28 protein-coding genes are annotated in these 25,683 nt (G+C 61.4%); 15 read left to right on the forward strand and 13 right to left on the reverse strand.

Translation table 11 applies throughout. The features are described from left to right. Window positions 1-212: 212 nt before the first annotated feature. Together AC1DNW_RS24255 and AC1DNW_RS24260 are read left to right on the forward strand one after the other, a co-directional pair. Entirely contained in the window at window positions 213-2,321 is a 2,109-nt protein-coding gene (locus tag AC1DNW_RS24255; RefSeq protein WP_113311739.1) for a S9 family peptidase, read from the forward strand. 50 nt (window positions 2,322-2,371) lie between these two features. After that, window positions 2,372-2,899: a DUF1697 domain-containing protein gene (locus tag AC1DNW_RS24260; protein WP_113311738.1), complete on the forward strand. Its 528-nt coding sequence runs from the start codon at window positions 2,372-2,374 to the stop codon at window positions 2,897-2,899. Between the two features lie 66 nt (window positions 2,900-2,965). Here AC1DNW_RS24260 and AC1DNW_RS24265 read toward each other — a convergent pair whose 3' ends face one another. Together AC1DNW_RS24265 and AC1DNW_RS24270 are read right to left on the reverse strand one after the other, a co-directional pair. Further along, window positions 2,966-3,871, reverse strand: a complete 906-nt coding sequence (locus AC1DNW_RS24265) for an SDR family oxidoreductase (RefSeq protein WP_113311737.1) — start codon at window positions 3,869-3,871, stop codon at window positions 2,966-2,968. 87 nt (window positions 3,872-3,958) lie between these two features. Continuing rightward, window positions 3,959-4,642: a TetR/AcrR family transcriptional regulator gene (locus AC1DNW_RS24270; protein ID WP_477854601.1), complete on the reverse strand. Its 684-nt coding sequence runs from the start codon at window positions 4,640-4,642 to the stop codon at window positions 3,959-3,961. A 220-nt stretch (window positions 4,643-4,862) separates the two neighbouring features. On the opposite strand from AC1DNW_RS24270, the gene AC1DNW_RS24275 reads away from it, so the two are divergent. Together AC1DNW_RS24275 and AC1DNW_RS24280 are read left to right on the forward strand one after the other, a co-directional pair. Continuing rightward, window positions 4,863-5,810 (forward strand): homocysteine S-methyltransferase family protein, encoded by a 948-nt coding sequence (locus AC1DNW_RS24275; protein ID WP_113311735.1) that lies wholly within the window; start codon window positions 4,863-4,865, stop codon window positions 5,808-5,810. An 18-nt stretch (window positions 5,811-5,828) separates the two neighbouring features. Next, a complete protein-coding gene (locus AC1DNW_RS24280) occupies window positions 5,829-6,068 on the forward strand; it encodes a hypothetical protein (RefSeq protein ID WP_477854602.1) in 240 nt (79 codons plus the stop codon). Between the two features lie 16 nt (window positions 6,069-6,084). On the opposite strand, the gene AC1DNW_RS24285 is transcribed toward AC1DNW_RS24280, so the two are convergent. Then, on the reverse strand, window positions 6,085-7,539 hold the full coding sequence (locus AC1DNW_RS24285; RefSeq protein WP_477854603.1) for a DHA2 family efflux MFS transporter permease subunit: 1,455 nt from the start codon (window positions 7,537-7,539) through the stop codon (window positions 6,085-6,087). A gap of 258 nt (window positions 7,540-7,797) precedes the next feature. Here AC1DNW_RS24285 and AC1DNW_RS24290 point away from each other — a divergent pair, with 258 nt between their 5' ends. The 4 genes from AC1DNW_RS24290 (at window position 7,798) to AC1DNW_RS24305 (ending at window position 12,932) form a co-directional block, all read left to right on the forward strand. Continuing rightward, window positions 7,798-9,300, forward strand: coding sequence for a protein adenylyltransferase SelO (locus AC1DNW_RS24290; protein ID WP_113311733.1), 1,503 nt, complete (start codon window positions 7,798-7,800; stop codon window positions 9,298-9,300). A gap of 47 nt (window positions 9,301-9,347) precedes the next feature. Next, window positions 9,348-9,890, forward strand: coding sequence for a glutathione peroxidase (locus AC1DNW_RS24295; RefSeq protein WP_162748632.1), 543 nt, complete (start codon window positions 9,348-9,350; stop codon window positions 9,888-9,890). A 121-nt stretch (window positions 9,891-10,011) separates the two neighbouring features. Further along, entirely contained in the window at window positions 10,012-12,351 is a 2,340-nt protein-coding gene (locus AC1DNW_RS24300) for a glucose/quinate/shikimate family membrane-bound PQQ-dependent dehydrogenase (protein ID WP_477854604.1), read from the forward strand. A 77-nt stretch (window positions 12,352-12,428) separates the two neighbouring features. Then, complete coding sequence (locus AC1DNW_RS24305) at window positions 12,429-12,932, forward strand: hypothetical protein (protein ID WP_477854605.1); 504 nt, start codon at window positions 12,429-12,431, stop codon at window positions 12,930-12,932. A gap of 128 nt (window positions 12,933-13,060) precedes the next feature. On the opposite strand, the gene bla is transcribed toward AC1DNW_RS24305, so the two are convergent. The 3 genes from bla to dmeR form a co-directional block, all read right to left on the reverse strand. Continuing rightward, a complete protein-coding gene (bla, locus tag AC1DNW_RS24310) occupies window positions 13,061-13,945 on the reverse strand; it encodes a class A beta-lactamase (protein WP_113311729.1) in 885 nt (294 codons plus the stop codon). A 72-nt stretch (window positions 13,946-14,017) separates the two neighbouring features. Next, window positions 14,018-14,971, reverse strand: a complete 954-nt coding sequence (dmeF, locus tag AC1DNW_RS24315; RefSeq protein ID WP_477854606.1) for a CDF family Co(II)/Ni(II) efflux transporter DmeF — start codon at window positions 14,969-14,971, stop codon at window positions 14,018-14,020. 23 nt (window positions 14,972-14,994) lie between these two features. Beyond that, window positions 14,995-15,267: a Ni(II)/Co(II)-sensing transcriptional repressor DmeR gene (dmeR, locus tag AC1DNW_RS24320; RefSeq protein ID WP_113311727.1), complete on the reverse strand. Its 273-nt coding sequence runs from the start codon at window positions 15,265-15,267 to the stop codon at window positions 14,995-14,997. A gap of 114 nt (window positions 15,268-15,381) precedes the next feature. Between dmeR and AC1DNW_RS24325 the strand changes: the two genes are divergently transcribed. From AC1DNW_RS24325 to AC1DNW_RS24345, 5 genes are all read left to right on the forward strand, one after another. Continuing rightward, the gene (locus tag AC1DNW_RS24325) at window positions 15,382-16,071 is read left to right on the forward strand and encodes a MarR family winged helix-turn-helix transcriptional regulator (protein WP_477854607.1); all 690 of its coding nucleotides are present in this window, start codon (window positions 15,382-15,384) and stop codon (window positions 16,069-16,071) included. Beyond that, window positions 16,065-16,781 (forward strand): hypothetical protein, encoded by a 717-nt coding sequence (locus tag AC1DNW_RS24330; protein WP_113311725.1) that lies wholly within the window; start codon window positions 16,065-16,067, stop codon window positions 16,779-16,781. The genes AC1DNW_RS24325 and AC1DNW_RS24330 overlap by 7 nt, the downstream gene beginning before the upstream one ends. Window positions 16,782-16,932: 151 nt before the next feature. Beyond that, a complete protein-coding gene (locus AC1DNW_RS24335; RefSeq protein ID WP_113311724.1) occupies window positions 16,933-17,478 on the forward strand; it encodes a redoxin family protein in 546 nt (181 codons plus the stop codon). A gap of 207 nt (window positions 17,479-17,685) precedes the next feature. Continuing rightward, window positions 17,686-18,180 carry a GNAT family N-acetyltransferase gene (locus AC1DNW_RS24340; RefSeq protein ID WP_113300320.1) on the forward strand — a complete coding sequence of 165 codons (495 nt, stop codon included), beginning with the start codon at window positions 17,686-17,688 and terminating at the stop codon, window positions 18,178-18,180. 40 nt (window positions 18,181-18,220) lie between these two features. Beyond that, window positions 18,221-18,799: a type 1 glutamine amidotransferase family protein gene (locus AC1DNW_RS24345; RefSeq protein WP_113300286.1), complete on the forward strand. Its 579-nt coding sequence runs from the start codon at window positions 18,221-18,223 to the stop codon at window positions 18,797-18,799. On the opposite strand, the gene AC1DNW_RS24350 is transcribed toward AC1DNW_RS24345, so the two are convergent. The 5 genes from AC1DNW_RS24350 to AC1DNW_RS24370 all read right to left on the reverse strand — a co-directional run bounded on the left by AC1DNW_RS24350 (window position 18,781) and on the right by AC1DNW_RS24370 (window position 22,074). Next, on the reverse strand, window positions 18,781-19,458 hold the full coding sequence (locus tag AC1DNW_RS24350; RefSeq protein ID WP_113311752.1) for a cysteine hydrolase family protein: 678 nt from the start codon (window positions 19,456-19,458) through the stop codon (window positions 18,781-18,783). The two genes, AC1DNW_RS24345 and AC1DNW_RS24350, sit on opposite strands and share 19 nt — an antisense overlap. A gap of 29 nt (window positions 19,459-19,487) precedes the next feature. Continuing rightward, the gene (locus AC1DNW_RS24355) at window positions 19,488-19,778 is read right to left on the reverse strand and encodes a hypothetical protein (RefSeq protein ID WP_113311723.1); all 291 of its coding nucleotides are present in this window, start codon (window positions 19,776-19,778) and stop codon (window positions 19,488-19,490) included. Between the two features lie 39 nt (window positions 19,779-19,817). Next, window positions 19,818-20,732 (reverse strand): c-type cytochrome, encoded by a 915-nt coding sequence (locus tag AC1DNW_RS24360; RefSeq protein ID WP_113311722.1) that lies wholly within the window; start codon window positions 20,730-20,732, stop codon window positions 19,818-19,820. 128 nt (window positions 20,733-20,860) lie between these two features. Then, complete coding sequence (locus tag AC1DNW_RS24365; RefSeq protein WP_113311751.1) at window positions 20,861-21,304, reverse strand: cytochrome c; 444 nt, start codon at window positions 21,302-21,304, stop codon at window positions 20,861-20,863. A 134-nt stretch (window positions 21,305-21,438) separates the two neighbouring features. Beyond that, a complete protein-coding gene (locus AC1DNW_RS24370) occupies window positions 21,439-22,074 on the reverse strand; it encodes a LysE family translocator (RefSeq protein WP_113311721.1) in 636 nt (211 codons plus the stop codon). A 127-nt stretch (window positions 22,075-22,201) separates the two neighbouring features. On the opposite strand from AC1DNW_RS24370, the gene AC1DNW_RS24375 reads away from it, so the two are divergent. Then, window positions 22,202-22,903, forward strand: coding sequence for a helix-turn-helix transcriptional regulator (locus AC1DNW_RS24375; RefSeq protein WP_113311720.1), 702 nt, complete (start codon window positions 22,202-22,204; stop codon window positions 22,901-22,903). Between the two features lie 39 nt (window positions 22,904-22,942). Here the strand turns inward: AC1DNW_RS24375 and AC1DNW_RS24380 are convergent, their stop codons facing one another. Next, window positions 22,943-23,713 carry an SDR family NAD(P)-dependent oxidoreductase gene (locus tag AC1DNW_RS24380; protein WP_477854608.1) on the reverse strand — a complete coding sequence of 257 codons (771 nt, stop codon included), beginning with the start codon at window positions 23,711-23,713 and terminating at the stop codon, window positions 22,943-22,945. A gap of 159 nt (window positions 23,714-23,872) precedes the next feature. On the opposite strand from AC1DNW_RS24380, the gene AC1DNW_RS24385 reads away from it, so the two are divergent. Next, window positions 23,873-24,787, forward strand: coding sequence for an AraC family transcriptional regulator (locus tag AC1DNW_RS24385; RefSeq protein ID WP_477854625.1), 915 nt, complete (start codon window positions 23,873-23,875; stop codon window positions 24,785-24,787). Here the strand turns inward: AC1DNW_RS24385 and AC1DNW_RS24390 are convergent. Then, window positions 24,784-25,629: a metallophosphoesterase gene (locus AC1DNW_RS24390; protein WP_113311717.1), complete on the reverse strand. Its 846-nt coding sequence runs from the start codon at window positions 25,627-25,629 to the stop codon at window positions 24,784-24,786. The genes AC1DNW_RS24385 and AC1DNW_RS24390 overlap by 4 nt on opposite strands. Between the last annotated feature and the right edge of the window lie 54 nt (window positions 25,630-25,683).

Below are 25,683 nucleotides of genomic sequence, written 5' to 3' on the forward strand. Positions count from 1 at the left end.
TATGCATTCTTCATACTGCCGCCGACARCATGCCGGGGCCTGACGAAGGTGTAATTTTCGCGCGGCGCTAGCGGACTTTCTTAAATATTGTGGTGACATCAAGGCAACGCGCCGGCCATCGTGTCTCGAGACGCTTCATTGCTTAAGCGCTTGATCCCGACCTGCCGCGTCTCTATCTCTTGCCCACCGACATCGCCCTCACGGAGCCTTCCTTGTCCGCTTTCAACAATCTGCCCGCCCCTCCCGCTGCCGAAAAAAGGCCTGTCTCCGACACGCGCCACGGCATTACGCGCACGGACGAATACGCCTGGCTGCGGGCCGAGAACTGGCAGGCCATGTTCAAGGATCCTTCCATCCTCGACCCTGATATCCGCAGTCATCTGGAGGCCGAGAACGGCTATATGAATGCGGCCATGGAAGATACCAAGCCGCTGCAGAAGGTGCTGTTTGCCGAGATGCGCGGCCGTATCAAGGAAGACGACAGCTCCGTGCCGATGAAGGACGGCGCCTATGCCTATGGCACCGCCTTTGTCACCGGCGGCGAGCAGCCGCGCTATTTCCGCATTCCGCGCGACGGAGACGTGAAGGACGAGATGCTTCGCGTCATCCTGCTCGATGGCGACAAGGAAGCGGGCGGCAAGGCCTATTTCCGTCTCGCCGGCATTGATCACTGCACGGACCATAGCCGCGGCATCTGGGGCTATGACGACAAGGGTTCCGAGTTCTTCACGCTCCGGGTTCGCGATCTGGCGACCGGCGAAGACCTGTCCGATGTGATCGAGAACACGGGCGGCGGCGGCGTCTGGGCGCCTGACGGCAAGAGCTTCTTCTATTCGGCGCTCGATGAGAACCACCGCCCCTCGAAGGTTTTCCACCATATTCTAGGCACGCCGCAGAGCGAAGATCGTCTGGTCTACGAGGAAGAGGATGCCGGCTTCTTCATGGGCGTCGGCGGCTCGCTGCTCGACGACTTCATCTATATCGATATCCACGACCATGAGACCAGCGAATACCGGCTGCTTTCGACCAAGGACCTGACCGCGGAACCGAAGCTGGTCGCCGCGCGCGAAGAAGGCATCGAATATTCGCTGACGGAGGGCGGTGATGTCTTCTACATCCTGACCAATGACGGCGGCGCCAAGGATTTCAAGGTCATGGAGGCGCCGGTTGACAGACCGGGCAAGGAAAACTGGCGCGAGGTCGTGCCGCACAAGCCCGGCACGCTCATCATCAGCCACATGGCCTATGCCCGCCACCTGCTGTGGCTGCAGCGCAAAAACGGCCTGCCGCAGATCATGATCCGCGACCGCCGCACCGGCGAGGAGCATGCGATCGCCTTCGATGAAGAGGCATATTCGCTCGGTCTTTCCGGTGCTGCGGAATACGAGACCGACGTCATCCGTTTCTCCTATTCCTCGATGACGACGCCCTCGCAGCTTTACGACTACAACATGGTCACCCGCGAGCGCAGGCTGCTCAAGACGCAGGAAGTGCCATCGGGCCATAATCCGGATGACTACGTCACCCGCCGCGTCTTCGCGCCGGCCTGGGACGGTGAGCAGGTACCGGTCACCCTGCTCTATCGCAAAGACACACCGCTCGATGGCACCGCGCCCTGCCTGCTCTATGGCTACGGTGCCTACGGCATCACCATCCCTGCCGGCTTCAACACCAACTGCCTGTCGCTCGCCGACCGCGGCTTCGTCTATGCCATCGCCCATATCCGCGGCGGCAAGGACAAGGGCTTTGCCTGGTACGAAGACGGCAAGATGGACAAGAAGACCAACACCTTCAAGGACTTCATCGCTGCCGCTGACTATCTGAATCAGGAGAAGTTCACGTCTTACGCTGGTATCATCGCCGAGGGCGGATCGGCCGGCGGCATGCTGATGGGTGCAGTCGCCAACATGGCGCCGGAGAAATTCGCCGGCCTGATCGCTGCCGTGCCCTTCGTCGACGTGTTGAACACCATGCTCGACGACACCCTACCGCTCACCCCGCCAGAATGGCCCGAATGGGGCAATCCGATCGAGAGCAAGGAAGAATACGAGCAGATCGCCGCCTATTCGCCCTATGACAATGTCGGCGCAAAGGCCTATCCGCCGATCCTGGCTCTCGGTGGCCTGACCGACCCCCGCGTCACCTATTGGGAGCCGACAAAATGGGTCGCGCGGCTGCGCGACAAGACGACGGGTTCCTCGCCCATCCTGCTCAAGACCAACATGGATGCCGGCCACGGCGGCGCATCCGGCCGCTTCCAGCGGCTTGAGGAAATCGCATTCGAATATGCGTTTGCGATCAAGGTGGCAGGAAAGATGTAAGATCGGGTGTGGCGTTCCCTGTGAACGCCACACAATCAATGGAGGGAGAAATGGCCGTCTATGTCGCGCTGCTGAGAGCCGTGAATGTCGGCGGCACCGGCTCTCTCCCCATGACCGAATTGAAGGCAATCTGCGAAGAGCTCGGCTTTGCCGATGCGAAGACCTACATCCAGAGCGGCAATGTTCTGTTCCGCTCGGATGAGGCAGAAAAGGTGGTCGAGGAAAAGCTCGATGCGGCTCTCGGGCGGACGATGGGCAAGCGGCCGGGCGTGATGGTGCGCAGCCGTAAGGAGCTCGATGCCATCGTCGCCAATGTGCCTTTTCCCCAGGCCAAGCCCAATTTTCTGTTGGTCTATTTCCTGCCCGAAGCAACGGCTTCCGATGCGCTGGAAAAGATGGTTGCGCCGGATGGCGAGGAGGCGAAGCTCGCCGGCCGTGAGATCTATGTGCATTATCCAAATGGTTCCGGCCGCTCGAAACTCAAGCTTCCGGTGCTGAAGCCGGGGACATCCCGCAACCTCAACACCGTTCGAAAGCTTGCAGAAATGGCGGCCGATCTGGAGGCCGGTGAAAGCTAGAGCATCTGGTATGCTGCAGCACTTTGCCTTTTACGCAAAACCGCTGCACCCATTTGCTGGAATTGCTTATGGCTGTCCGCCTCCGCCCGCTGCACCATAGACCTGACCGGTGGCGTAACTCGCATCGGCAGCGGCAAGCTGCACGTAGATCGAGGCAAGTTCGGCTGGCTGGCCGGGACGTCCGAGTGGCGTATTGCCGCCGAACTCGACCAGCTTTTCCTGTGTCGCGCCGCCACTCACCTGCAATGGCGTCCAGATCGGTCCGGGGGCGACGCCGTTCACCCGGATGCCTTTCGGACCAAGCTGCTTGGCCATCGATTTGGTGAAATTCATCATCGCCGCCTTGGTCATGGCGTAATCGACCAGATTGGCGGAGGGATCATAGGCCTGTTCGGACGTCGTCTGGATAATTGCCGAGCCTTCGCGCAGGTAGGGCAATGCCGCCTTCGTCAGCCAGAACATTGCATAAATGTTGGTCTTCATCGTCGCGTCGAAATCCTCGCTGGAAATATCCGAAAGCGACTGGCGCTGCTGCTGGCGTCCCGCATTGTTGACGAGAATATCAAGTCCACCGAGCTGGCGCACCGCGTCTGCGACGATCTTCCGGCAGAGTTCTTCATCCCTGAGATCGCCGGGCAGTGCCACGCCGATGCGCCCTTCCCTTTCGATCAGTTCAATGACCTCGCGGGCATCCGGCTCTTCATCCGGCAGGTAACTGATCGCAACATCGGCCCCTTCGCGCGCATAGGCGATTGCCGCCGCACGGCCCATGCCTGAATCGCCGCCGGTAATCAGCGCCTTGCGGCCCGCAAGGCGACCACTGCCCTCATAGCTCGTCTCGCCATGGTCCGGCTTCGGCTCCATATCGCGTGCAAGCCCTGGAAAGGGCTGGGTCTGCGAGGGAAAGGGTGGCTTCGGAAACTTGCCGCGCGGATCATGGATCGTCTTGCTGTTGCTGCTCGGGCTGTCCATTGCCTGTTCTCCCTGCGATTTACACTGCGGGCATAACAGTGCGGGCACCTATCGGTTCCCTGCAGGGAGAAAACGTCGTGGTAGCGCCTATAGCCGGCCGCTGCCGCCGCCGGCTGYGCCATAGATCTGGTCGTGCCTGACGGCAACAAGCGGCGACTCGATTGCCGGCAGGAAGAGCATCTTGACGAAGATGCGCAACATCAGCACCTGTTCGGCAAGCGTATTCGGCTCCTTCAGCGTCTTGGAGAGAACGATCCCGCCCTCCAGGACCGAGGAAACCATGTCGGCAAGCTGGTCGACATCGACTGGCTCGCGCGGAGAATAGACCGCCATGATCTCGCGGAACATACGGCCGAAGCGGCGGCGCCAGGCGAGGACGGCGTTGCGGTTGGTATCCTGTATCTCGTGGTCGAACAGCCGCTCGTAATAGCAGACGGTCGCCACGAGGCAGCCGGGATGGCCGTTCGGCAGATCGGAGAGCAATTCGGACAAAAGCTTCAGACCARGCAGGAAGGACTGTAGCGGATCGTCCATCAGATCGCGCGCACGGCTGAAGATCTCGTCGTAGATGCGTTMGTCATTTTCGATGTAGCGGTTGAGCAACGCCTTCGCGAGCTCGTTCTTGTCCTTGAAGTGGTAGAAAAAGCCGCTCTTGGTGATGCCCGTCTCGGCGATCAGCTCCTCGATGGAAGTGCCGCCGAACCCCTTCTGCAAGACCGCTGCTTCTGCCACATCAAGGATGCGATTCCGCGTTTCCTCGCCCTTTCGCATGTTCCCCTCCTGTACTCGCGGTACAGTTTTCAGTTCCGCAACATCAGGCCCGMCTCCGCCCCCGGCAGCATCGGTCCATGCAAGGGATTGATTTCAATCCGAAAAGTTCGAAACCGCCTGTAGTATACCGCAAGTCGCCTAGTTTAGCATCAACTTAAACGTCAGAACATCATCCATCGACGGCAGCCATTTCAGGCGCCGCGACAGGAGAGGTTTCGCAATGGCAAAGTACAGGCGTGAGCTGCCGCAGCTAAAGGGCGGCACGTTCATTAGCGATGGTGGTATGGAAACCACGATGATCTTTCATGAAGGCATCGAGCTTCCACATTTCGCCTCCTTCGTATTGCTGGCTTCCGAGGACGGGCGGGAGCGCACGAAAAGATACTATCGCCGCTATCTGGATATCGCCCGGCGGCACGGCACGGGCTTCGTGCTCGACACCGTCACGTGGCGTGCCAATCCCGACTGGGGCCAGAAGCTCGGATACACAACCGAAGCCCTGCAGGCGGCAAACGAGGAAGCTGTCGACCTGCTGGTGGGCTTGCGTCGCGCCTATGAGCAGCCGGAACAGCCGGTCGTCATCAGCGGCGCCATCGGCCCGCGCGGCGACGGCTACAAGGCGGGTGCGATGAGTGCCGACGAGGCGGAGGACTACCACGCCGTCCAGATCGGCACTTTCGCCGGCACGGAAGCCGATATGGTCGCCGCGTTCACGCTGACCAACGTCGATGAGGCGATCGGCATCGCCCGTGCGGCAAAAATGCTCGGCATGCCCTGCGCCATCTCCTTCACGCTCGAGACGGACGGCAGGCTGGTGACCGGCCGCAGCATTCAGGACGCCATCGAGACGACGGATGCGGCGACCGGCGGATCTCCGGCCTATTACATGATCAACTGCGCCCATCCGACGCATTTCGAAGGAGCACTCGATCATGGCGGCGCCTGGGTGAAGCGCATTGGCGGCATCCGCGCCAATGCCTCGACCCTGAGCCACGAGCAGCTTGATAACAGCGAGACACTGGATGCGGGCGACCCCGAAGACCTCGGCCGGCGTTACCGCGAACTCGTGCGCCGCATGCCGCAACTGCGCGTGCTCGGCGGCTGTTGCGGCACCGACCACCGGCACGTCGCGGCGATCTGCGAGGCATGCTTGCCGCAGGCGGCGTGACAGGGTCAGCTGGAGGGCATGACTGTGACGATGGTTGGGGCAATAATGCGCCAGCACTGCTGGCGCGATCTGTGGCTTGCGATTGCAGGGCGGCAGGCGCAAGCCGAACTGGAGTCGGCCGAAGAGGTGGCGTTGCAGGATATGGATCTTGCAGCTTTCGAGGGCCTCGACGGCCGCATGGCCTACGGGCTCCAGGCGGACCAACGCAAGGGGCGTCCATCGCGGCGCGGGCGTTTGCGGGAGCCTGTCGGCCTCTGACGAAGAGGAAGGCGCCTCAGCTTTTGGCTGCGGCGCCTTTCGTCTGCTTGCCCCTGTAGCCGCTGATTTCTTCGCCGGCGGTCGGCGAAAAGCGCAGGTTCCAGATGGTGGCGGTGATCGAAATGATCGCAACCACGATGAAAGCGATCGAGAAATCACCAAGCTCGGGCGTTTTGACACCGTTGAAAGCCATGGACCCATGCAGCGCCAGCGCGCCGATGCAGATGCCGAGCGACAGCATGAGCTGCTGGAAGGTGGTGTAGAAGCTCGTGGCCGAGCTCATCCGATCCTGGCCGATCTCGTCATAGGCGATGGTATTATAGGCCGTGAACTGGAACGACATGAAGAAGGCGCTGAGCACCAGGGCGATGAAGATCAGCGGCATCGGCCAATCCGGCCGGAAGGCGGCGCAGAGACCATAACCGATCGTGCCGAGAATGCCGTTGATAACAAGGCTCCTGCGGAAGCCGACGCGGCGGAAGACGGCGCGCGCGAGGGGCTTCATGAAAAGCGCCCCGAGCGCGGTGGAAATGACGATCTGGCCCGCAGCAGCGGCCGAAAGACCGAAGCCGATCTGAAAGAGGAGCGGCAGCAGGAAAGGCTGCGCGCCCTGCGTGATGCGCGTCAGCGAGCCGGCGATGACCGAGGTGCCGAAGCTCGGCACCTTCATCAAGGAGAAATCCATGATCGGCGAAGGGTGATTGCGGGCATGGCGCAGATAGGCGATGCCGAAAAGCATGCCGATGGCGATCAGGAAGATCGCGAACGAAGCCTGTCCTTCATGGCTCGACAGTTCGAAGCCGAAGAGAAGCGAACCGAGCGAGATGCCCGAGAGGATGAAGCCGATCGTATCGAAGGGGCCGGCGGCCTTTCCCTTCACCTCGTCGATATAGATCGAGACGAAAATCATGCCGATGATGCCGATCGGCACATTGATGTAGAAGATCCAGCGCCAGTCGAGATAGGTGACGATGAAGCCGCCGAGCGGCGGGCCGACGATCGGGCCGATCAGCGCCGGCACCAAAAGCCAGGACATGGCGCTGACCATATCCTTGCGGTCGACGCTGCGCATCAGGACGAGGCGGCCGACGGGCATCATCATGGCGCCGCCGATGCCCTGCAGCAGGCGGGCGAGAACCAGGAATGGCAAGGTCGGCGCGAAGGCACAGAGGATGKAGCCGATCACGAAAACGGCGATCGCCGAGCGGAAGACGGTGCGCGAACCGAAACTGTCTGCCATGCGGCCGCTGGCGGGAATGAAGATCGCGAGGCTGAGCAGATAGGAGGTCAAAGCGATCGACATGGCCGGGGCGTCGACACCGAAATCGCGTGCCATCGTCGGCAGCGCGGTCGCCAGCACGGTTGCATCGACGTTTTCCATGAGCATGGCACTCGCGACAATCATCGCGATCACCCGGAAATTGGGTGCTGCACGCCGAGCCAACGGCGCATGATAAATCTGATCCGACATCGTCAGGGATCACTCACAGTGGCGCAGCGGAGCACACGGGGCGACAGGGCCGCGGGGGATGACATGGCAAAGATGCCAAGGGGAGATGATTTGCTATACGCCTGCAATCATGGCGGCGCTATGTCTTTTATGGCAAAGCTGCTTTGCCGAGAGGTAAACGCAGATCACCATTCCTTGCACTTTTTTGCCCTTCGTGAAGGAATGGTCCGGTGTCAAAATCGGCTTGCGTGACAGCACCTGCAGCCCTACCTATTAGCCATGACCTCCGCCCTGCAGAAAAACCGGCCGGACACGGCCTTTTCGTTCAACAACAGCTACGCGCGGTTGCCGCAGCGTTTCTTTGCGGCGCAAGCGCCGACGCAGGTTTCGGAACCCTGGCTGATCAAGCTCAACGAACCGCTGGCCGAAGAATTGGGACTCGATGTCGAAGCCCTGAAGCGTGACGGTGCGGCGATCTTTTCCGGTAATCTCGTGCCTGAAGGCGCCGAGCCTCTGGCGATGGCCTATGCCGGCCACCAGTTCGGGCATTTCGTGCCGCTGCTCGGCGACGGGCGAGCAATCCTGCTCGGCGAGGTGATCGACCGCAACGGGCAGCGCCGTGATATCCAGCTCAAGGGCGCAGGGCAGACGCCCTTTTCGCGCCGGGGCGACGGGCGGGCCGCGCTCGGCCCGGTGCTGCGCGAATATATCGTCAGCGAGGCAATGTTTGCGCTCGGCATTCCCGCCACAAGGGCGCTAGCCGCCGTGCTTTCAGGCGAAGGCGTGCGGCGCGAGGACATCTTGCCGGGCGCGGTCTTCACGCGCGTCGCCGCAAGCCATATCCGCGTCGGCACCTTCCAGTATCTTGCCGCTGGTGGCGACGATGAAGGCATCAAGACGCTCGCCGACCATGTGATCGAACGGCACTATCCCGAGCTGAAGGCGACGGAGAACCCCTATCTGGCGCTCTATGAGGCCGTCTGCGACCGGCAGGCAGCGCTGATCGCGCGGTGGCTGCAGGTCGGTTTCATCCATGGGGTGATGAACACCGACAATATGACGATCTCGGGCGAGACGATCGATTTCGGCCCATGTGCCTTCATCGATATCTATGATCCGATGAAGGTCTTTTCGTCGATCGACCAGCATGGCCGTTACGCCTATGCCAATCAGCCGGGCATCGGGCAATGGAACCTGGCGCGGCTCGGCGAAGCGCTGCTGCCGCTTGTTGATGCCGACAAAGACAAGGCGATCGAGCATGCCAATGCCATCATCAAGGCCTATGGTGAGCGCTTCCACGCCTACTGGCTGCAGGGCATGCGCGGCAAGATCGGCCTGATCTCCGCAGAGGACGGCGATCTCGAGCTCATTCAGGCGCTGCTGGCGCTGATGCAGGCCGAGGGCGCGGATTTCACGCTGACCTTCCGGCGGCTTTCGGCGCTTGCGGGCGACGAAACGGCCGAGGCCGCCTTCGCATCGACCTTCCGCGAACCGACTGCCGCCGCCGAATGGCTGGGGCGCTGGCGCGACAGGCTTTTGCGCGATCCACAGGCGCCCACCGAGCGAGCCGCAGCCATGAAGCTGGTCAACCCGGCCTTCATTCCGCGCAATCACCGTATCGAGCAGGCGATCGAGGCGGCCGTAGAGGATGGCGATTTCTCGCTGTTCGAAGCACTTCTATCCGTGCTTTCTCATCCCTATGACGAGCAGCCGGCATTCGCGGCCTATATGGACCCGCCGAAGCCCGAAGAGCGGGTGTTGCAGACCTTCTGCGGAACCTGATTTCAGCCAATTCCATATCAACCGACCCATATTAACCGGAGATAGTGATGACCGACCTTCTCGACATCCCCGTCAAGACCGTTCAGGGGCGTGAAACGACGCTCAACGAATATCGCGGCCAGGTGCTGCTCATCGTCAACGTCGCCTCCAAATGCGGCTTGACGGTGCAGTATGAAGGGCTTGAAAAGCTCTATGCCGACAAGCGCGAGAAAGGCTTCGTCATTGCCGGCTTTCCGGCCAACGATTTCAAGGGACAGGAGCCGGGCACGGATGCGGAAATCCTCGATTTCTGCACCAGCACCTTCGGCGTCGACTTCCCGATGTTCTCCAAGATCTCGGTCAAGGGGCCGGAAAAGCACCCGCTCTACAAGAACCTGACAGGTTCCGGCATGGAAACGACCGGCGAAGGGCCGATGCGCGAGCGGCTGAAGGGCGCCGGTCTCGCGGCTGACGACAGCGAAGTGCTCTGGAATTTCGAAAAATTCCTCATCAGCCGCAACGGCAAGGTCGTTGCCCGATTCGCCCCTGATGTGACGGCTGACGACAATCGCCTTGTCTCGGCGATCGACCGCGAGCTTGCAAAAGCCTGAGACGACGACCGCAACCGCGGCCAATTGTGGCGGTTGAAAGGTAACCCTCCCGCTCTATCTGTCTGATCGGCGTATATTTTTCGCCATTCTCCGATCCGGCTAACCAGCGGGAGACTGCCTTATGGCAATCGTCATTACCTCCATCCTCTTCATCATTTTCGGACTGGCGCTGGGCACCGGCGGGCTCTGGCTCGTCACGCTCGGCGGCAGCATCTTCTATCTCTTCGCGGGGCTGATGTTCCTGTTGACGGCAGGCCTGCTCCTCATGCGCAAGGCGGTGGCGCTCTGGGTCTATGCGGTGCTCGTGGTCGTGGCACTCGTCTGGGCGATCTGGGAGGTGGGGTTCGACTGGTGGCAGCTAGGCCCGCGCGGTGGCCTCATTATCCTCTTCGGGATCTGGCTGCTGACGCCCTGGATMCGACGGCCACTCGGCTTCCGCAGCCCGACCGGCACCCATTACGGCGCCAATCCCTGGCCGCTCGCCATTCCGGTCATCGCCGCCATCATTGTCGCCGTCTATTCGATGACGACCGATCCGCACGATCTTGCGGGTGACCTGCCGACGCAGACAGTTGCCGCCACGCCGGCCTTCGGCGGCAATGTGCCCGGTGGCGAATGGCATCAGTACGGGCGCACACCGTTCGGCCAGCGTTATTCACCGCTCGACCAGATCACCGTTCAGAATGTTTCCACGCTGAAAGAGGCCTGGCGCTACCAGACCGGCGACGTGAAGCGGCCTGACGATGTCGGCGAAACAACCTATCAGGTGACGCCGCTGAAGGTAGGCGATACGCTCTATCTCTGCACGCCGCACAATTGGGCGATCGCGCTCGATGCCAGGAACGGGCAGCAGAAATGGAAATATGACGCCAATTCCGGCATGAATCCGGACCGTCAGCACCAGACCTGCCGCGGCGTCACCTATTACAGCGATGAGGCGACACCGGCCGGCCAGCCCTGCAAGGAGCGCGTCTACCTGCCGACCTCGGACGCGCGGTTGATTGCGCTCGATGCAAGCAACGGGCAGGTCTGCACCGGCTTTGCGGAACAGGGCGTGCTGCATMTGCAGACGGGCATGCAGTACAATCCGGCAGGCTATTACTACTCGACCTCACCGCCGGTTGCCGTTGCGGGCAAGATCATCATCGGCGGGGCGGTCAACGACAATTATTCCACACAGGAACAGTCCGGCGTCATCCGCGCCTATGACATCAACAGCGGCGCGCTGATCTGGAACTGGGATTCCGGCAATCCGGACCAGACGACGCCGTTGCCGGAGGGGCAGCATTACACGACGAATTCGCCGAATAGCTGGTCTGTCTTCAGCGTCGACGACCAGCTCGGCATGGTCTATATCCCGCTCGGCAATCAGGTGCCGGACCAGCTCGGCATGAACCGCAGCGAGAATGTCGAGAAATTCTCCTCATCCGTTGTGGCGCTGGATATCAATACCGGGCAGCTTCGCTGGGTGCAGCAGTTCGTCCATCACGATCTCTGGGATATGGACGTGCCCGCGCAGCCGGTGCTGCTCGACCTGACAAAGCAGGACGGAACGGCGGTTCCGGCGCTGGTGGCTTCCACAAAGCAGGGCGATATCTACGTGCTGGACCGTCGCACCGGGCAGCCGATCATTCCCTTCAAGGAAATCCCCGCGCCTGATGGGGCGATCCCCGAAGATCGTACGGCGCCGACGCAGCCAATCTCGGACCTCACTTTCTCKCCGGAACCGCTGCAGGAGAAGGACATGTGGGGTGTCTCGCTGTTCGACCAGCTTGCCTGCCGCATCGATTTCCATCGCTACAAGTACGAGGGCCGCTATACGCCGCCATCGCTGGAGGGAACGATCGTCTATCCCGGCAATTTCGGCACGTTCAACTGGGGCTCGGTCGCAGTCGATCCGGAGCGGCAGGTGATGTTCGGCATGCCGACCTATCTTGCCTTCACTTCGCGCCTGGTGCCGGCCGCCGATATTCCACCGCGCGGGCAGGATGAGAAGGGAAGCGAACAGGGTCTCAACCGCAATGACGGCGCGCCCTATGGCGTGTTCATGGGTCCGTTCCTCGGGCCGCTGCAGATCCCCTGCCAGGCGCCGCCATGGGGCTATGTCGCTGGCGTCGACCTGCGCACCGGGCGCATCGCCTATATGCACAAGAACGGCACGGTGCATGACATGACGCCCCTGCCCCTGCCCTTCAAGATAGGCGTGCCCGGCATCGGCGGGCCTGTCATGACCAAGGGCGGCGTCGCCTTTCTCGGTGCTGCCGTCGATAATTACCTGCGCGCCTACGACGTGACGAACGGACGTCAGCTGTGGGAGGCCCGGCTTCCGGCCGGCGGACAGGCGACGCCGATGACCTATGCGACTGGCGACAACAAGCAATATGTCGTCATGGTCGCCGGCGGGCACGGTTCGGTCGGCACCAAACCGGGCGACTACGTCATCGCCTACACGCTGCCGTAGTGCCAGCTGAGCGATACACAAGCTCGGGGCAGGATTGCCCCAGCATACTGCTACTGATTTTTCAGGGGGATTTTTTCATGGAAATCGGTAGCAGCCTTTCAATTTATTCAGGCCTCGGCTCGCTTTTCGAGCAGGGCAAATCCAAGAACAAGCAGACCGACGAATTCGGTGGCAGCGCGCGCAACCAGTCCGGCGCCGGCCTGCAGCCGAGCACGACCCCGCCGTCCATCGCCAATACGATGTGGGCAGTGCAGGCCGGCAACGAGACCTACATCAACCCGCCTTCCGACGCAGAGGCCGCCGCCAAGGCGGCGCACGACAGCCTGGTCGACCAATTCTCTGAATGGAGCAATATGGACCCGGCCGAATTCATCCGTGCCCGATACCTGGAAGCACACGGTCTGACCGAAGACGACCTCAAATCCATGCCCGCCGACCAGCGCGAGGCGATCGAAAAGGAAATCSCCGAGCAGATCAAGCGTGAGCTTGCCGGCATCGAAGACGACGGAGACGGCAGCAAGGATCAAACGACTGCGCAATCCGCGCCCACACAGTCCACGGACGAAAATTCGGCCGCCTGATCTCAGGTCTCATCCGAAAAGCCGCGGAGTAGCGATGCTGCCTCGCGGCTTTTCAATTATCCATGCCCGACATGCTCCGGCACGCCGGAACGTGGCGGATGAGCTCGCAGAAACCAGGCGGGAACCCTCTACACAATCTCCGTAATCATCTTGCCGATTTCGGCGAAGACGGGATTGAACTCGTCCATCTTCACGGTCATTTCCGCCATATAGACTGCGGCAACGATGGGGCCGCGATTCGGCGGCCAGATGATGGCGATATCGCCGGCCGAACCGTTGTCGCCCGTGCCGGTCTTGTCGCCGATCTTCCAGCCGGAGGGCAGGCCTGCACGCAGGCGCGCGCCGCCGGTCGTATTGGCCACCATCCAGTCGACAAGCTGATTGGCTGAATCTTCCGCCAGGACCGAGCCAAGGGCGATGTTGCCGAGCGTATCGAGCATGGCATCGGGCGTCGTGGTGTCGCGCGGATCGCCTTTCGTCGCCTCGTTCAGCGCGGTTTCCATGCGGTCGAGCCTTGTCGTACCGTCGCCGACGGAACGCAGCCAGTCGGTCAATCCAGCCGGGCCGCCAAAACTTTCCAGCATGAGATTGCCGGCCGTGTTGTCGCTCAGCGTAATGCCGGCCTTGCAGATCTCGGCCATCGTCATGCCCTCGCCGCCGGCGTGCTTTTCGGTCTCGGGCGAATAGGTGACGAGCTTGTCCTTGCCGTAGGTGACGCGCCGGTCGAGCTTTTCATCACCCTTGTCGACACGGGCGAGAACGAGGCCGGCGGCCAGAACCTTGAAGGTGCTGCACATGGCGAAGGGCTCGCTGCCGCGATAGCCGAAGGAGACATTCGTGTCGCTGTCGAGAACAGAGACCCCAAGGCGCCCGCCGATGCGCGTTTCAAGTGCTGCAAGCCGCTTGTCGATATCGTCATCCTGCTGCGCAGCGTACACGCGAGGCACAAAGCCCAGCGCAGGCAACAGCAAGGCGGAACCCATGAAGCTGCGGCGGGTGAAGCTGTGATTCATAGAGACCTCCGGGGAATCAGGAACACAGGCGTAAGGGCTGATTGCGGCGGCATCTCGGCTTTAAGGCCAGGATCAGGCGGCGCGCGTGACCTCCACCGTCACATGCGACAACTCGTCCAGGCTCGATAGTCTCTCCTTGTAGAAGGCCGTGTCGCGCGGCTGCGGCGTGAGCACGGCGACGATTGCCGCATGATGGCCGGGGCCGACCTGCCAGACATGGAGATCGGTGATGCGGTCGCCATCGCCCTCGATAGCACCCCGGATCTCATCCGGCAGCGTTTCCCCTTCGGAGAGCACGTCGAGCAGCACGGCGCCCGACGATTTCATCAGCCCCCAGGACCATTGCGCAATGATGAGAGCGCCGACGATGCCCATCAGCGGATCGAGCCAGAGCCAGCCATAGAGACTGCCGAAAGTGAGCGCAGCAATGGCGAGCACCGAGGTCAGCGCATCGGCGATGACGTGCATATAGGCGGAGCGAATATTGTTATCCGCATGACCATGGTGGCCATGATCGTGGCCGTGGTGATGATCGTGATGGTGATCATGCCCGTGTCCATGATGGTGACCGCCGCTACCGCTCAACATCCAGGCGCTGACGAGGTTGACGGCAAGGCCGATGACGGCAACGGCAATCGCCTGGCTGAAGCTGATCGGCACCGGCGACGTGATGCGCAGGAAACTTTCCCAGCCCATCAGCAGGGCAATCATCGCCAGAATGATGGCACTCGCGAAGCCGGCGAGATCGCCGAGCTTGCCGGTGCCGAATGTGAAGCGCGGGTTGCGGGCCTGCTTGCGGGCGAAGAGATAGGYGAGCGCGGAAATCAGCAGCGCGCTCGCATGGGTGGACATGTGCCAGCCGTCGGCCACCAGAGCCATTGAGCCGTAGACCGTACCAGCGGCGATTTCGACCACCATCATGACTGCCGTCAGCGCGATCACCAACCAGATGCGACGTTCGTTCCGGGCATGGTCCTGCCCCAGGAAGACATGATCATGTCCATGGCTATTCGTTCCTGATATCATCGCCATCTCCTTATCGATCCGGCTCAGCGGATATAGGTTCTCAATACTTCCGATATTTCCTCGACCGCTTCCGCCCTCGCCTTTTCGTCGGCGGCATGCAGCACATGTTCGTGCAGATGCTCGTCCAGCACCTCGCCCGTCAGACCCGTCAGCGCACCGCGCACGGAGGCCAAAAGCTGGAGGATCTCACCGCAGGGGCGCTCGGCCTCCAGCGCGCGCTCGACCGCCTCGAGCTGCCCGCGGAGGCGGCTGACGCGGGCGATGAGCTTCTTCTTCTGATGGGTGGTGTGGGACATAGCGATCTCGAATTTAGTATAGGGGGGTACCCTATATTGCCTTTCCAAAAAACGAAAGCGGCGAAGCAGCGCAGTCGCTCTTGAAATTACATAGGACTCCTATATATTAAGAGCATGGAAACGCCTAAAGATCCCACTCCGATCGACAACCGCATCAGCGAAGGCCTTTCGCGGATCGCGATCGTGATGCGCAGTGATGAATGGTCGAAGGCCGAAAAGGCCGGGCTGAAGCCGACGCAGCTTGCGATCCTCGATTTCCTTGCCGGGCGAAACGGTGCGCGGGTGAAAGAGATTGCGGCACATCTCGGCGTCTCGCAGCCGACGGCGACGGATTCGATTGGGGCGCTCGAGCGCAAGGGCTTTGTCATCAAGGCAAGTGTCGCCGATGACAAGCGCTCAACGGCAATCCGCATCACGCCCGAGGGGCTGGCGGCGCTTGGCTCGGTTTCGCCGATAGAGACAGCGGCGATGGAGGCGGCCCGGTCGCTTTCTCCCGGCGAGCAGGAAGGCCTGCTGCTGTCGCTCGTCAAGATGATCCGGCATCTGCAGGAGGCAGACGCAATACCGATCCAGCGGATGTGTGCGAGCTGTCGCTATTTCCGCCCTTATCAGCATTCTGGTGCTGCCAAGCCGCACCATTGTGATTTCGTGAACGCGGCCTTCGGCAGCAATGAACTGCGCATCGATTGCCGCGACCATGAAACCGCCGATCCGGCAACCCGGGCTGCCACCTGGGATGCCTTCGAAAAAGGATRGGCGCACTCTCCAGGCAACTTAGAAAGAGAAGGAAATTCAAAATGTTGAGACAATTTGTCACCGGCGCGGCCATCGCCGGAGCGCTATCCCTTTGGCTGGGCTCAGCCATGGCGCATCCCGTCACGGCAGAACCGTCTGTCGTTGTGAAAGCCTCGTTCGATATCATCGAAACTGAGATCGTCACCAAGGGCGACAAGGCGGTCTTCTCAACCCGCGTGCGCGGCGAGGCCGGCGCTGAGAAGCCCGCGGTCACAGGTAAATTCGAAGGCTCCGGCATCTATGCCTATGTCTGGCCGACCTCGCTCAACAGTGACGATATCGGCTTCGACAAGGACCAGGGCATCGTCGCACTTGCCGTTACCTTCCATCCCGATTTCGACGATGCCGCCTATAAGGGCAAGAACCGCGATGTCTGGCATCCACATTGGGTCGTGCTCAACGAGGACAAGGCCTGCGCCGGCGGGTTGAAGGTGACCGATATTCCCGATGGCGCCAAGCCGAAGCTTCCCGCCACCTGGCCGGGCGTTCCGCTGCTGATCGACAGCCCCGACTATCCGACCGCGCTCAAGGGCGATCGCGTCGATGTCACCATTCCGCTGTCGCTGCTCGGCGGCCTGGTCGGCGCTTCCTATGATGGCGTGACGGCAGGGCTGAAGATCAACGGCAACCTGCATGCGCCGCTGCTCTGCGTCGACAATGTCTTCAAGGTCGCATCCGGCAATCTCAGCCTGCCGGGCAAGGTCATGCCTGCAAAGTGAGCGGGTCGCCGGTCCGTCGACTGCCATCGCCGGACCGGCTCTTTCCTCTCTCCAGGCAAATAGAGAAGAGAAAACAACAGGCAGGATTATCCCATTGCGCCCCGGATGCAACGGGCGAAGAAGCGTCTGCCCAACGACCAAGGATTTCGACATGTCCGATCTGACACTCGCACCGGAACTTTCCGTCAGCGAATGGTTCAACACGCCTCAACCGCTCTCCATCGCCGGATTGCGTGGCAAGGTGATTTACCTGCACAGCTTCCAGCTGCTCTGCCCCGGCTGCGTGGCCGAAAGCCTGCCGCAAGTGCGCCGTATCGAGCGCATCTTCGCCAACACGGATCTCCAGGTCATCGGCCTGCACACGGTCTTCGAGCATCACGAAGCGATGACGCCGACTGTGCTCAAGGCTTTCATCCATGAATATCGACTGACCTCGCCCATCGGTGTCGATCAGGCCGACAGGCAGTCCGACATACCAATGACAATGCGCCACTATGGTTTCAGGGGAACGCCCTCCTCCGTACTGATCGGCCGTGACGGGGCGATCCTGCATCATGCCTTTGGCGTCGAGGACGATATTGCGGTCGGCGCACGCATCGGCATGGCGCTGGCCGCTCCCCTTCCGGCAACAATGCCTGCTGATAAGATCGACGGCTGCGCCGATGGAGCTTGTGCGGCTCCTGCAGATGCGGCCTGATCTTGCCGGAGCCGCCATTGACAAACGAGCGGTTTCGGAGGATTGATCTCTGCATGATCGAGAACGCGCACCATAACCGCTCGTATTTTTGGCTGTACCTGTAAAGGGCGGCCGAGACAGATCATAATGTCAACAAGCCGCCGTCAGGCGGCTTTGTTGTATCGGCAGCGTCCTGACGGCATAAACTTCGAAAAGGACGCGAAGATCATGCTTGAAATCGAAGACAGCGAAATTTCGCTGATGCGCCCGCCGGTCGTGACGATCCGCGCCGCAAAACCGCGTGACATTCTCGAACTCCACGAGATGATCGGTCTTCTTGCCACCCATCACGGCGACATTTCGGCCTCGACACCGGAGCAGCTCGAGCGCGATCTCTTCGGGCCGACGCCGTGGATTTCGGCTATTGTCGCCGATGGCAGCGAAGGCCTGATCGGCTATGCCATTCTCGTTCCGCTCTACAGGGCGCAGGAAGGCAAGCGCGGCATGGACCTGCATCACCTTTTCGTGCGCGACGGTCATCGCGGCCATGGCACCGGCCAGCTTCTCGTCGACCGCGCCCGCGAAACTGCACGCATTGCAGGCTGCGATTACCTCTCCGTCAGCGCCGCAACCGGCAACCTGAAGGCTCACCGCTTCTACGAACAGATGGACTTCACCCCTCGTCCGGTCACCGGCATGCGCTATATGCAGTCCCTGTCGTGAGTGGCTCCAGCCGCTTGGGCGTCTTGCAAGGGAGGAGAGCATGACCCGACTGGCGGTGGTACTGACCGAAGGCTTCGCGGACTGGGAAGTGGGGCAGCTTGCTGCCTCCGCCCGCACGCATTTCGGCTTTGATGTCGTGACCGCAAGCCCCGGCGGAGCGGGAGTGCGCTCCATGGGCGGCATGCGGGTGGCTCCTGATACAGTGGCCGAGAACCTGCATGGCGACGCCTTCGATGCACTGGTCATCTGCGGCGGGACAATCTGGGAAACAGAGAGGGCACCCGACCTTTCGCCCGTCATCAACGACTTCATCGCGCGAGGCAAGGTCACTGCCGCGATCTGCGGCGGCACGCTGGCGCTGGCGCGCGCCGGTGCGCTCGATGACATTGCCCATACCAGCAACGCGCCCGATTTCATTGCCGGCGCCGATGGCTATCGCGGCCAGGCGCATTATCGTGACGGTCCGCAGGCGGTGCGATCAGGCATGATCGTGACTGCGTCCGGTTCGGCGCCGATCACGTTTACGGCGGAGATATACAGGGCGCTCGGCTTCGGCAGTGAAGAACTCGATACCTATGTGCAGATCCTCGGCGCCGAACATCAGCCGAAGGCGGCCTGAGCCTCGCCTAGCAGGCCGATAACCTCGGCTGTCGTGCGCACGTCGCCGAAGCTGCGATAGACCGAATAGAGCGCCATGTTATGATCTATATCGCGGCGAGCGGCATTTGCATCGGCCAGCATGACGACGCGAAAGCCGCTGCTGCAGGCATCGCGGGCCGAGGATTCACAGCAGATATTGCTGAGCGTGCCGGTAATGAGAGCCGTATCGACACCGCGAGCCTTCAGCATGGCTGCAAGTGGCGCGCTTTCCGGATGAAAGGCGCTGTAGGAAGTTTTCTCGATCAATAGATCCCGCGGTTCCGGGACGAAATCCGGCGCAAGCCTGCTTTCGATCGGCCCTACGCCGCCTGACGTGCGGTAGAGCTCTGCGATCGCCTCCCCGAAGAATTCGCGCGCCAGCTCCGGATGAGCCTGCCTGGGCGCCGGCACCACCCAGACAACCAGTCCGCCACAGGCGCGCACCGCAGCAACAAGCGCCTGAATGTTCGGAACGATGCCTTCGGCATAGCTGCCCGGCGTCACGAAGAAGGGGATCATGTCAACGATGACGAGCGCGGTTCTTACCGGCGCCAGATGCGTGAACGCGAAGCGCCGGCCGCGGCGGTCTTCCTGACGGGCATATTCACGCGCTTCGATCTGCCAGTCGTGCCGTTTCAAGACCACCCGTCCGTTCCAGTGATTGAGGCCTAGCGTATACCGAGTCGTCGCGACGGCATCTCTTTTTCCGGGCTGGTCTTCACCGCCGCCTCATGTGCTGGCCGTATGGCCCACTGGTGAAGTGCGGCCTTGACGAAGAGGAAGGCGGCGGCCCGCGCCTTCACCAGATCGCCGGGATCATCGAGATGGCCGGCAATCTTCGCCTCCATGACGGCGAGTGTATCAGCGAACCAGAGCGCAAGAACGGGGTTGCGCGCGCCAAGCCGCTCCCGCATGCGGGCGATCGCGGCGTCGGTTTCCTCAAGAGACGGATGCTTCATAGCCCCAACCTAGTCTGCTGCGCTTGTCCCAGGCAGGCGCTACTTGCTCGGTACTGCCTTCAAATAGGCTGAGATCGCTTCGATATCGGACTGCGGCAGGTGGGCGATGTTCTGCTGCACGTCGACCATCTGGCCGCCGGCAGAGTCGAAATCGGGGGTGAAGCCGGTCTGCAGGTAGTTGGTGATATCGGCTTCGCTCCAGGAGCCCACGCTCTTGGAGCCGGGCGTGATGTTCGGTATGCGGCCCTTGCCTTCCGGGTTCGGCGCGCCGGCGAGCCACTGGTCGCGGACGAAGCCACCGAGGGAATCGCGCGGGGTATGGCATTCGCCGCAATGGCCGAGGCCTTCGACCAGATACTGGCCGCGCTTAAGCTTTTCGTCGGCGTTGACGAGCACGACGCGCGGCTGGTCGTTGAAATAGAGTAGCTTCCAGCCGCCCAGCGCCAGCCGGATGTTGAAGGGAAACGGCAATTCGTGCGGCGGGGCAACGTTGCTGCTCTTCGGCAGCGTTTTCAGATAGGCGAAGAGATCGTTGACGTCCTTGTCGCTCATGCGCGTATAGGAGCCGTAGGGGAAGGATGGGTAGAGATGCTGCCCATTGGGGCCGACGCCGCGCTTCATGGCATTGCCGAACTGGGCCAGCGTCCAGCGGCCGATGCCAGCCTGTTCATCCGGAGAAATGTTGGGCACATGGAAGGTGCCGAAGGGGCTCGTCAGGGCGAGACCGCCGGTCAGCATCAGCTTCGCATCGTCTTTCGCACCGGGCGCAGCATGACAGCTGACGCAGCCGCCAGCCCAGAACACCTTCTCGCCGTTCGCAACGTCGGGCGCGCCGAGATTGGCCCAGTGGCTTTCCGGCAGCGCATCGGGCGCCGTCACGAAATAGAAGACCGCGCCGCCGATCACGACGACGCCGATGAGACAGAGCACAAAGCGGATGAACCTGCGGACCATGCGCCGCCTCTCCTTACTATCGATATCAAGGGCATTCCCCGGCCCCGGTGCCGGAGGAGAATAAGGCGATCCGCACCGACGGCAAGGGCCGGTGCGGATAACGGGATCGTGCAGGTTCGCTCTATCGCCTAGTCCTTCTTGATGCGATAGAGCTGATGACAGCCACCGCAATTGCCGCCGAGCGTATTCAGCGCAGCGCCGACGCCGGCGGCATCGGCTGGAAGCTGGGCGAGAACGGTTTCGGCGTCAGTAGACAGCTTCGCGGCGCGTGCCTTGAAGTCATCCATGTTTTCCCAGATCTTCGGGCTTGCTTCCTCGTCGCCCGTCTCGGTGCCCGGCTTGAACTGGTCCGGGAAAGCCTTCGCCGTTGCGGCGATCGTCGTCAGTGCCGTCTTTACGGCTTCAGCATCATAGGGCTTTGTGCCCTTGGCGATGGCGGACAGCGCGCCTGCTGCGCCGCCGATCTGCTTCATCATTCCAACGCGTGCGTCATGCGTGCCGTCGGCGGCGATGACCGAACCGAGGGCAATGCCGGCGAACGCAACAGCCGCCGCAACTGTTTTCCAATTCATGATTCTCTCTCCATTGTTCCACCGGCGAAGCCGGTCGAGGGCAATCTGCACCGGGATCATGACAAAATCCATGTGGTCGCATAGTCACGTTTAGCCGGATCCTCATAAAAACAATGTGATAAGAATAGGCAGGATCAGGCTGTCTTCCACCCCTGCCAGAGGCTGATTGCGGAGATGACGACCAGCAGCAGGCCGGCAAGACGGCCGATGACGGCAGTCGTGTTCGGGTTGGAAACCAGGAGATCGCGGCTGCGGCCGGCGGTCATGGCAAGCGTGCCGTAGACGGCAAGCTGCGTCAGCACGGTCATGATGCCCATGATCAGACCCTGCAGCCAGATCGGCCCATATTCCGGCTTAATGAACTGCGGATAGACGGCAAGCACGAAGATATAGGCCTTGGGATTGACGAGACAGGTGACCGCGCCTTGCCGGAAGGCCTTCCAGGTGGAGCGAGCCGTGCCGGGGCCGACCGCCTCGACCTTGATTGAGCTCTTCATCAGGGAAATGCCGATCCAGATCATGTAGGCGACGCCGGCAAAGAGCAGCAGGTTGAAGAGCTGCGGCAGCATGGCGACCAGGATACCCACTCCCGCCGCACCATAGGCCGAATGCACCGCCCCGCCGAGCATAATGCCGCTGGTGGCGGCCAGCCCGCGTTTGGTGCCGCCCGTCAATGAGTTGGCGAGCACGAAGAGCATATCCATGCCCGGCACGATGATGATACCGAAGAGAAGAGTGAAATAGAGCCAGAGGCTTTCGTGGTAATTCATGTCAGTTGTCCGTCCCTCGTTGGAGCGCGTTTTTCGCAGAGCCCGTTGAATTTCAATTCGATAGGTGGCTCTATACGAGAGACCAACTGACAGTGTATTGTCAGGAGCGTTGGAGAAAGGGCGTCAAATGCGCAAGGCCTCCAGGCTTTTCGAAATCATACAGATATTGCGGCTGGCGAAGAAGCCGATGACAGCCGCCCTTATGGCCGAAAGGCTGGAAGTGACGGTGCGCTCGATCTACCGCGATATCGCCGCGCTGCAGTCGATGCGCGTGCCGATCGAGGGCGGGCGCGGCATTGGTTACATCATGCGGCCAGGCTTCGATCTGCCGCCGCTGATGTTTTCGATCGAGGAAACGGAAGCGATCGTGCTGTCGCTGGCACTGCTGGAGCGCACCGGCGACGAAGAACTGAAGCTTGCAGCGCGGCGCGTCAATCAGAAGCTTGCCGGCGCAGTGCCGCCGCCCCTTCGACAGGCGATGGAGAACAAGGCGCTGTTTGCCTGGGGCACGATCGCCCCCGCGCCCGCAGGCGTGGACCTTGCCATCGTGCGACGGGCGATCCGCGACGAACGCAAGCTCACCCTTTCCTATCGCGACGAAATGGGACGCGCGACCGAGCGGATGATCCGCCCGATCGCGCTGATCTACTATTCGCAGACTGCCAATATCGTTGCCTGGTGCGAACTCAGGCAGGCCATCCGCAATTTCCGCGGCGACCGGGTGGAGGCCTGTGCCGAAACCGAAGTCTTCTTCAAGGGGGAAGGCGACGGCCTACGCACGCTTTGGACAGAGAGCTGGACAGAGAAGCCACTGGCGGCAAACGCCTAAGTTCAGCTCGCCAATCCCTCTCCTCCGCCCAGCAGGAACTCAGAGCGCCATGCCGCCGGAGACCTCGATGCGCTGGGCGTTGACCCAGCGGTTGGCCTCCGTCAGCAGCGAGGCGATCATCGGGCCGATATCATCGGGCACGCCGGCGCGGCCAAGCGCCGTCATCGAAGCGACCCTGCGGTTGATCTCCGGATTGTCACGCACCATGCCGCCGCTGAAATCGGTCTCGATAGCGCCTGGTGCGACCGTATTGACGGCGATGCCGCGCGCACCGAGTTCGTTGGCCATATAGCGCGTCAGGACCTCGACCGCGCCCTTGAGCGAGCCGTAGGCCGAGGAGCCCGGCAGGGCAACGCGGGCAAGGCCGCTGGAGAGATTGACGATGCGGCCGCCKTCGGCAATGACGGCCAGAAGCTTTTGCGTCAGGAAGAAGACACCCTTGAAATGGATGTTGTAGAGCTTGTCCATTTCCTCCTCGGTCGTTTCAAGGATCGAGGCGTGGTAACTGGTGCCGGCATTGTTGACGAGAAAGTTGAAGTGCTCGCGGCTCCAGCCCTTCAGCGCCGAGCGGACATTGTCCACGAAAGCGTCGAAGGCCGCGACATTGCCGGTGTCGAGCTGCAGGGCGGCCGCCTTGCGGCCGAGCGCTTCAACCTCCGCAACGACCTTATCGGCTTCGGCGCGGTTGGAATTGTAAGTGAAGATCACGTCAACGCCATCACGGGCGAGGCTGACGACGGTGTTGCGGCCTAGGCCGCGGCTGCCGCCGGTGACGATTGCGATTTTGGAATTTGCATTCTGGTCGGTCATCTCGGTTACTCCTTGGTCGGATGACTGAAATCTAGGTCCTGACACCCCTTTTCTTGAATGCCGAAAGCCTCGAACTTCTTGCCTATTCCTCCAGATAGGTTGTCGCCTCCGCTCTACGGAGTAAGATGGCGGACAAAGGCCGCCACCCGGAGAACGATGATGTCCAATGAAATCAAGACTGTGCTTAACCAGTACATGGACAGCCATGGCGGCGGCGACGGGTTGTTTACAACTGCCCTGCCCGGCTTCTACCTGATGCGCGCTTCCACGCTTACCATGCCGAAGCCGGCGATCTACCGGCCGGCGCTCTGCATCATCATCGACGGCGCCAAGCAGATCATGTTCGGAGCGCGGCTCTATACCTATACAACCATGCAGGCGCTGGTTATCAGCGTAGAAATGCCGGCCTTCGGCCAGGTGATCGAGGCAAGCGTGGAACGGCCGATGATCGCGCTGACGCTGGAACTCGATGTCACCATTCTGCGCGACGTTCTTGAGGCGATGGAAACTCCGCCGAAGCCTTCGGGCGAAGGCGGTCCCGGTGTTTTTGTGCAGCAATTCGGCTCGGAATTGCAGGATTGCATCCTGCGGCTGATGCGTATGCTGAACACACCGAAATCTATCCCGATCCTGCGACAGGCGATCCTGCGCGAGATCAGCTTCTGGCTGCTGTCAGGCGAGAATGGCAGCGAGGTCTGCAAGCTGGCGCTGCCCGGCAGCCAGACGCGGCGCGTGGCAGATGCCATTCACCTGTTGCGCGACAATTTCACGGCGCCGGTGCGAGTGGAGCAGCTGGCGGCGGCAGCGAAGATGAGCCCCTCCTCCTTTCACCAGCATTTCAAGATGCTGACCTCGATGAGCCCGCTTCAATATCAGARGCAGCTCAGGCTTCTCGAGGCAAAGCGGCTGATGGTGGCCGATGGCATCAATGCCGCCAATGCCGCCTATCAGGTGGGCTATGAAAGTGCCTCGCAGTTCAGCCGCGAATATGCCCGCATGTTCGGCACGCCGCCGAAGAAGGACGCGCTGGAGCACCGGGCACAGCCGGCGACGGTCGCGACGGAAGTGGCTTAATACGAGAGAGTGCGGCTGTCCTCGCGGCCGAAACCGCGGATCTCCATCCGGTCCGAGTATACATCGACGATCGCGAAAGTGTTTTCGCTCTCGGTATCGACCACACCCTTGAAATTGACGAAGTGGCAGCCGCCGACCTTGCCGTAATTGCCGACGTGGTTATGGCCGTTGAGATAGGCGACGACATTGTCCTGCGAAGACAGCAGTTCGACGATGCGCTCGCGGTCCCACATATCATGCTCGCAGGGTGGATGGACGGGGAAGTGATTCATGACGATCACCTTCTCGTCCGCGGCCTTCGCCTGCTCGATCTCATTTGCCAACCAGGTGAATTGCTCGTCGCTCAGCGACGCGTTCCACTCATGGGCGTTGTCGACGCCTGCGGCCAGCAGCGCCGCCAGACGCTCGCGGCCAAGCGTACGGAAGGCATGGCCTTCGGGCGGTGCGAAAGTGCTGACTTCGTTGCCATTGAGTACGATGAAGCGGAAATCGTGGCGCTGGAAGCTGTAGTAGGCCGCCGGCATGCCGACCCGTTCCGCAACCTTTTCCAGATATTCCGGAGCAACACCGAAATCATGATTGCCGAGCAGGAAATGTGCTTCGTGGCGCAGCTTTTCGTAGACCGGCAGGATATCGTCGAAGCTTCTGAAATCGCGGTCGATGATATCGCCGAGCGTCATGACGAAACTCAGTTCCTCGCCATTGAAGGTCTCGATGGCAGCAGCGACCTTGGCGAGGCTGTTGGCGTAATAGCGCCCCATTTCGACCTGCGGTTCGATGGCGGCATATTGCGGGTCGGCGATGACGCCGAAGCGGAAAAGGGGAAGATCGGCTGATGACATGCGGCGTGATGTAGAGGCCGCGGGTGACAGCGATGTGACGTCGCAGCCGGCCGC

The organism is Rhizobium sp. 05L429 (assembly GCF_056397645.1).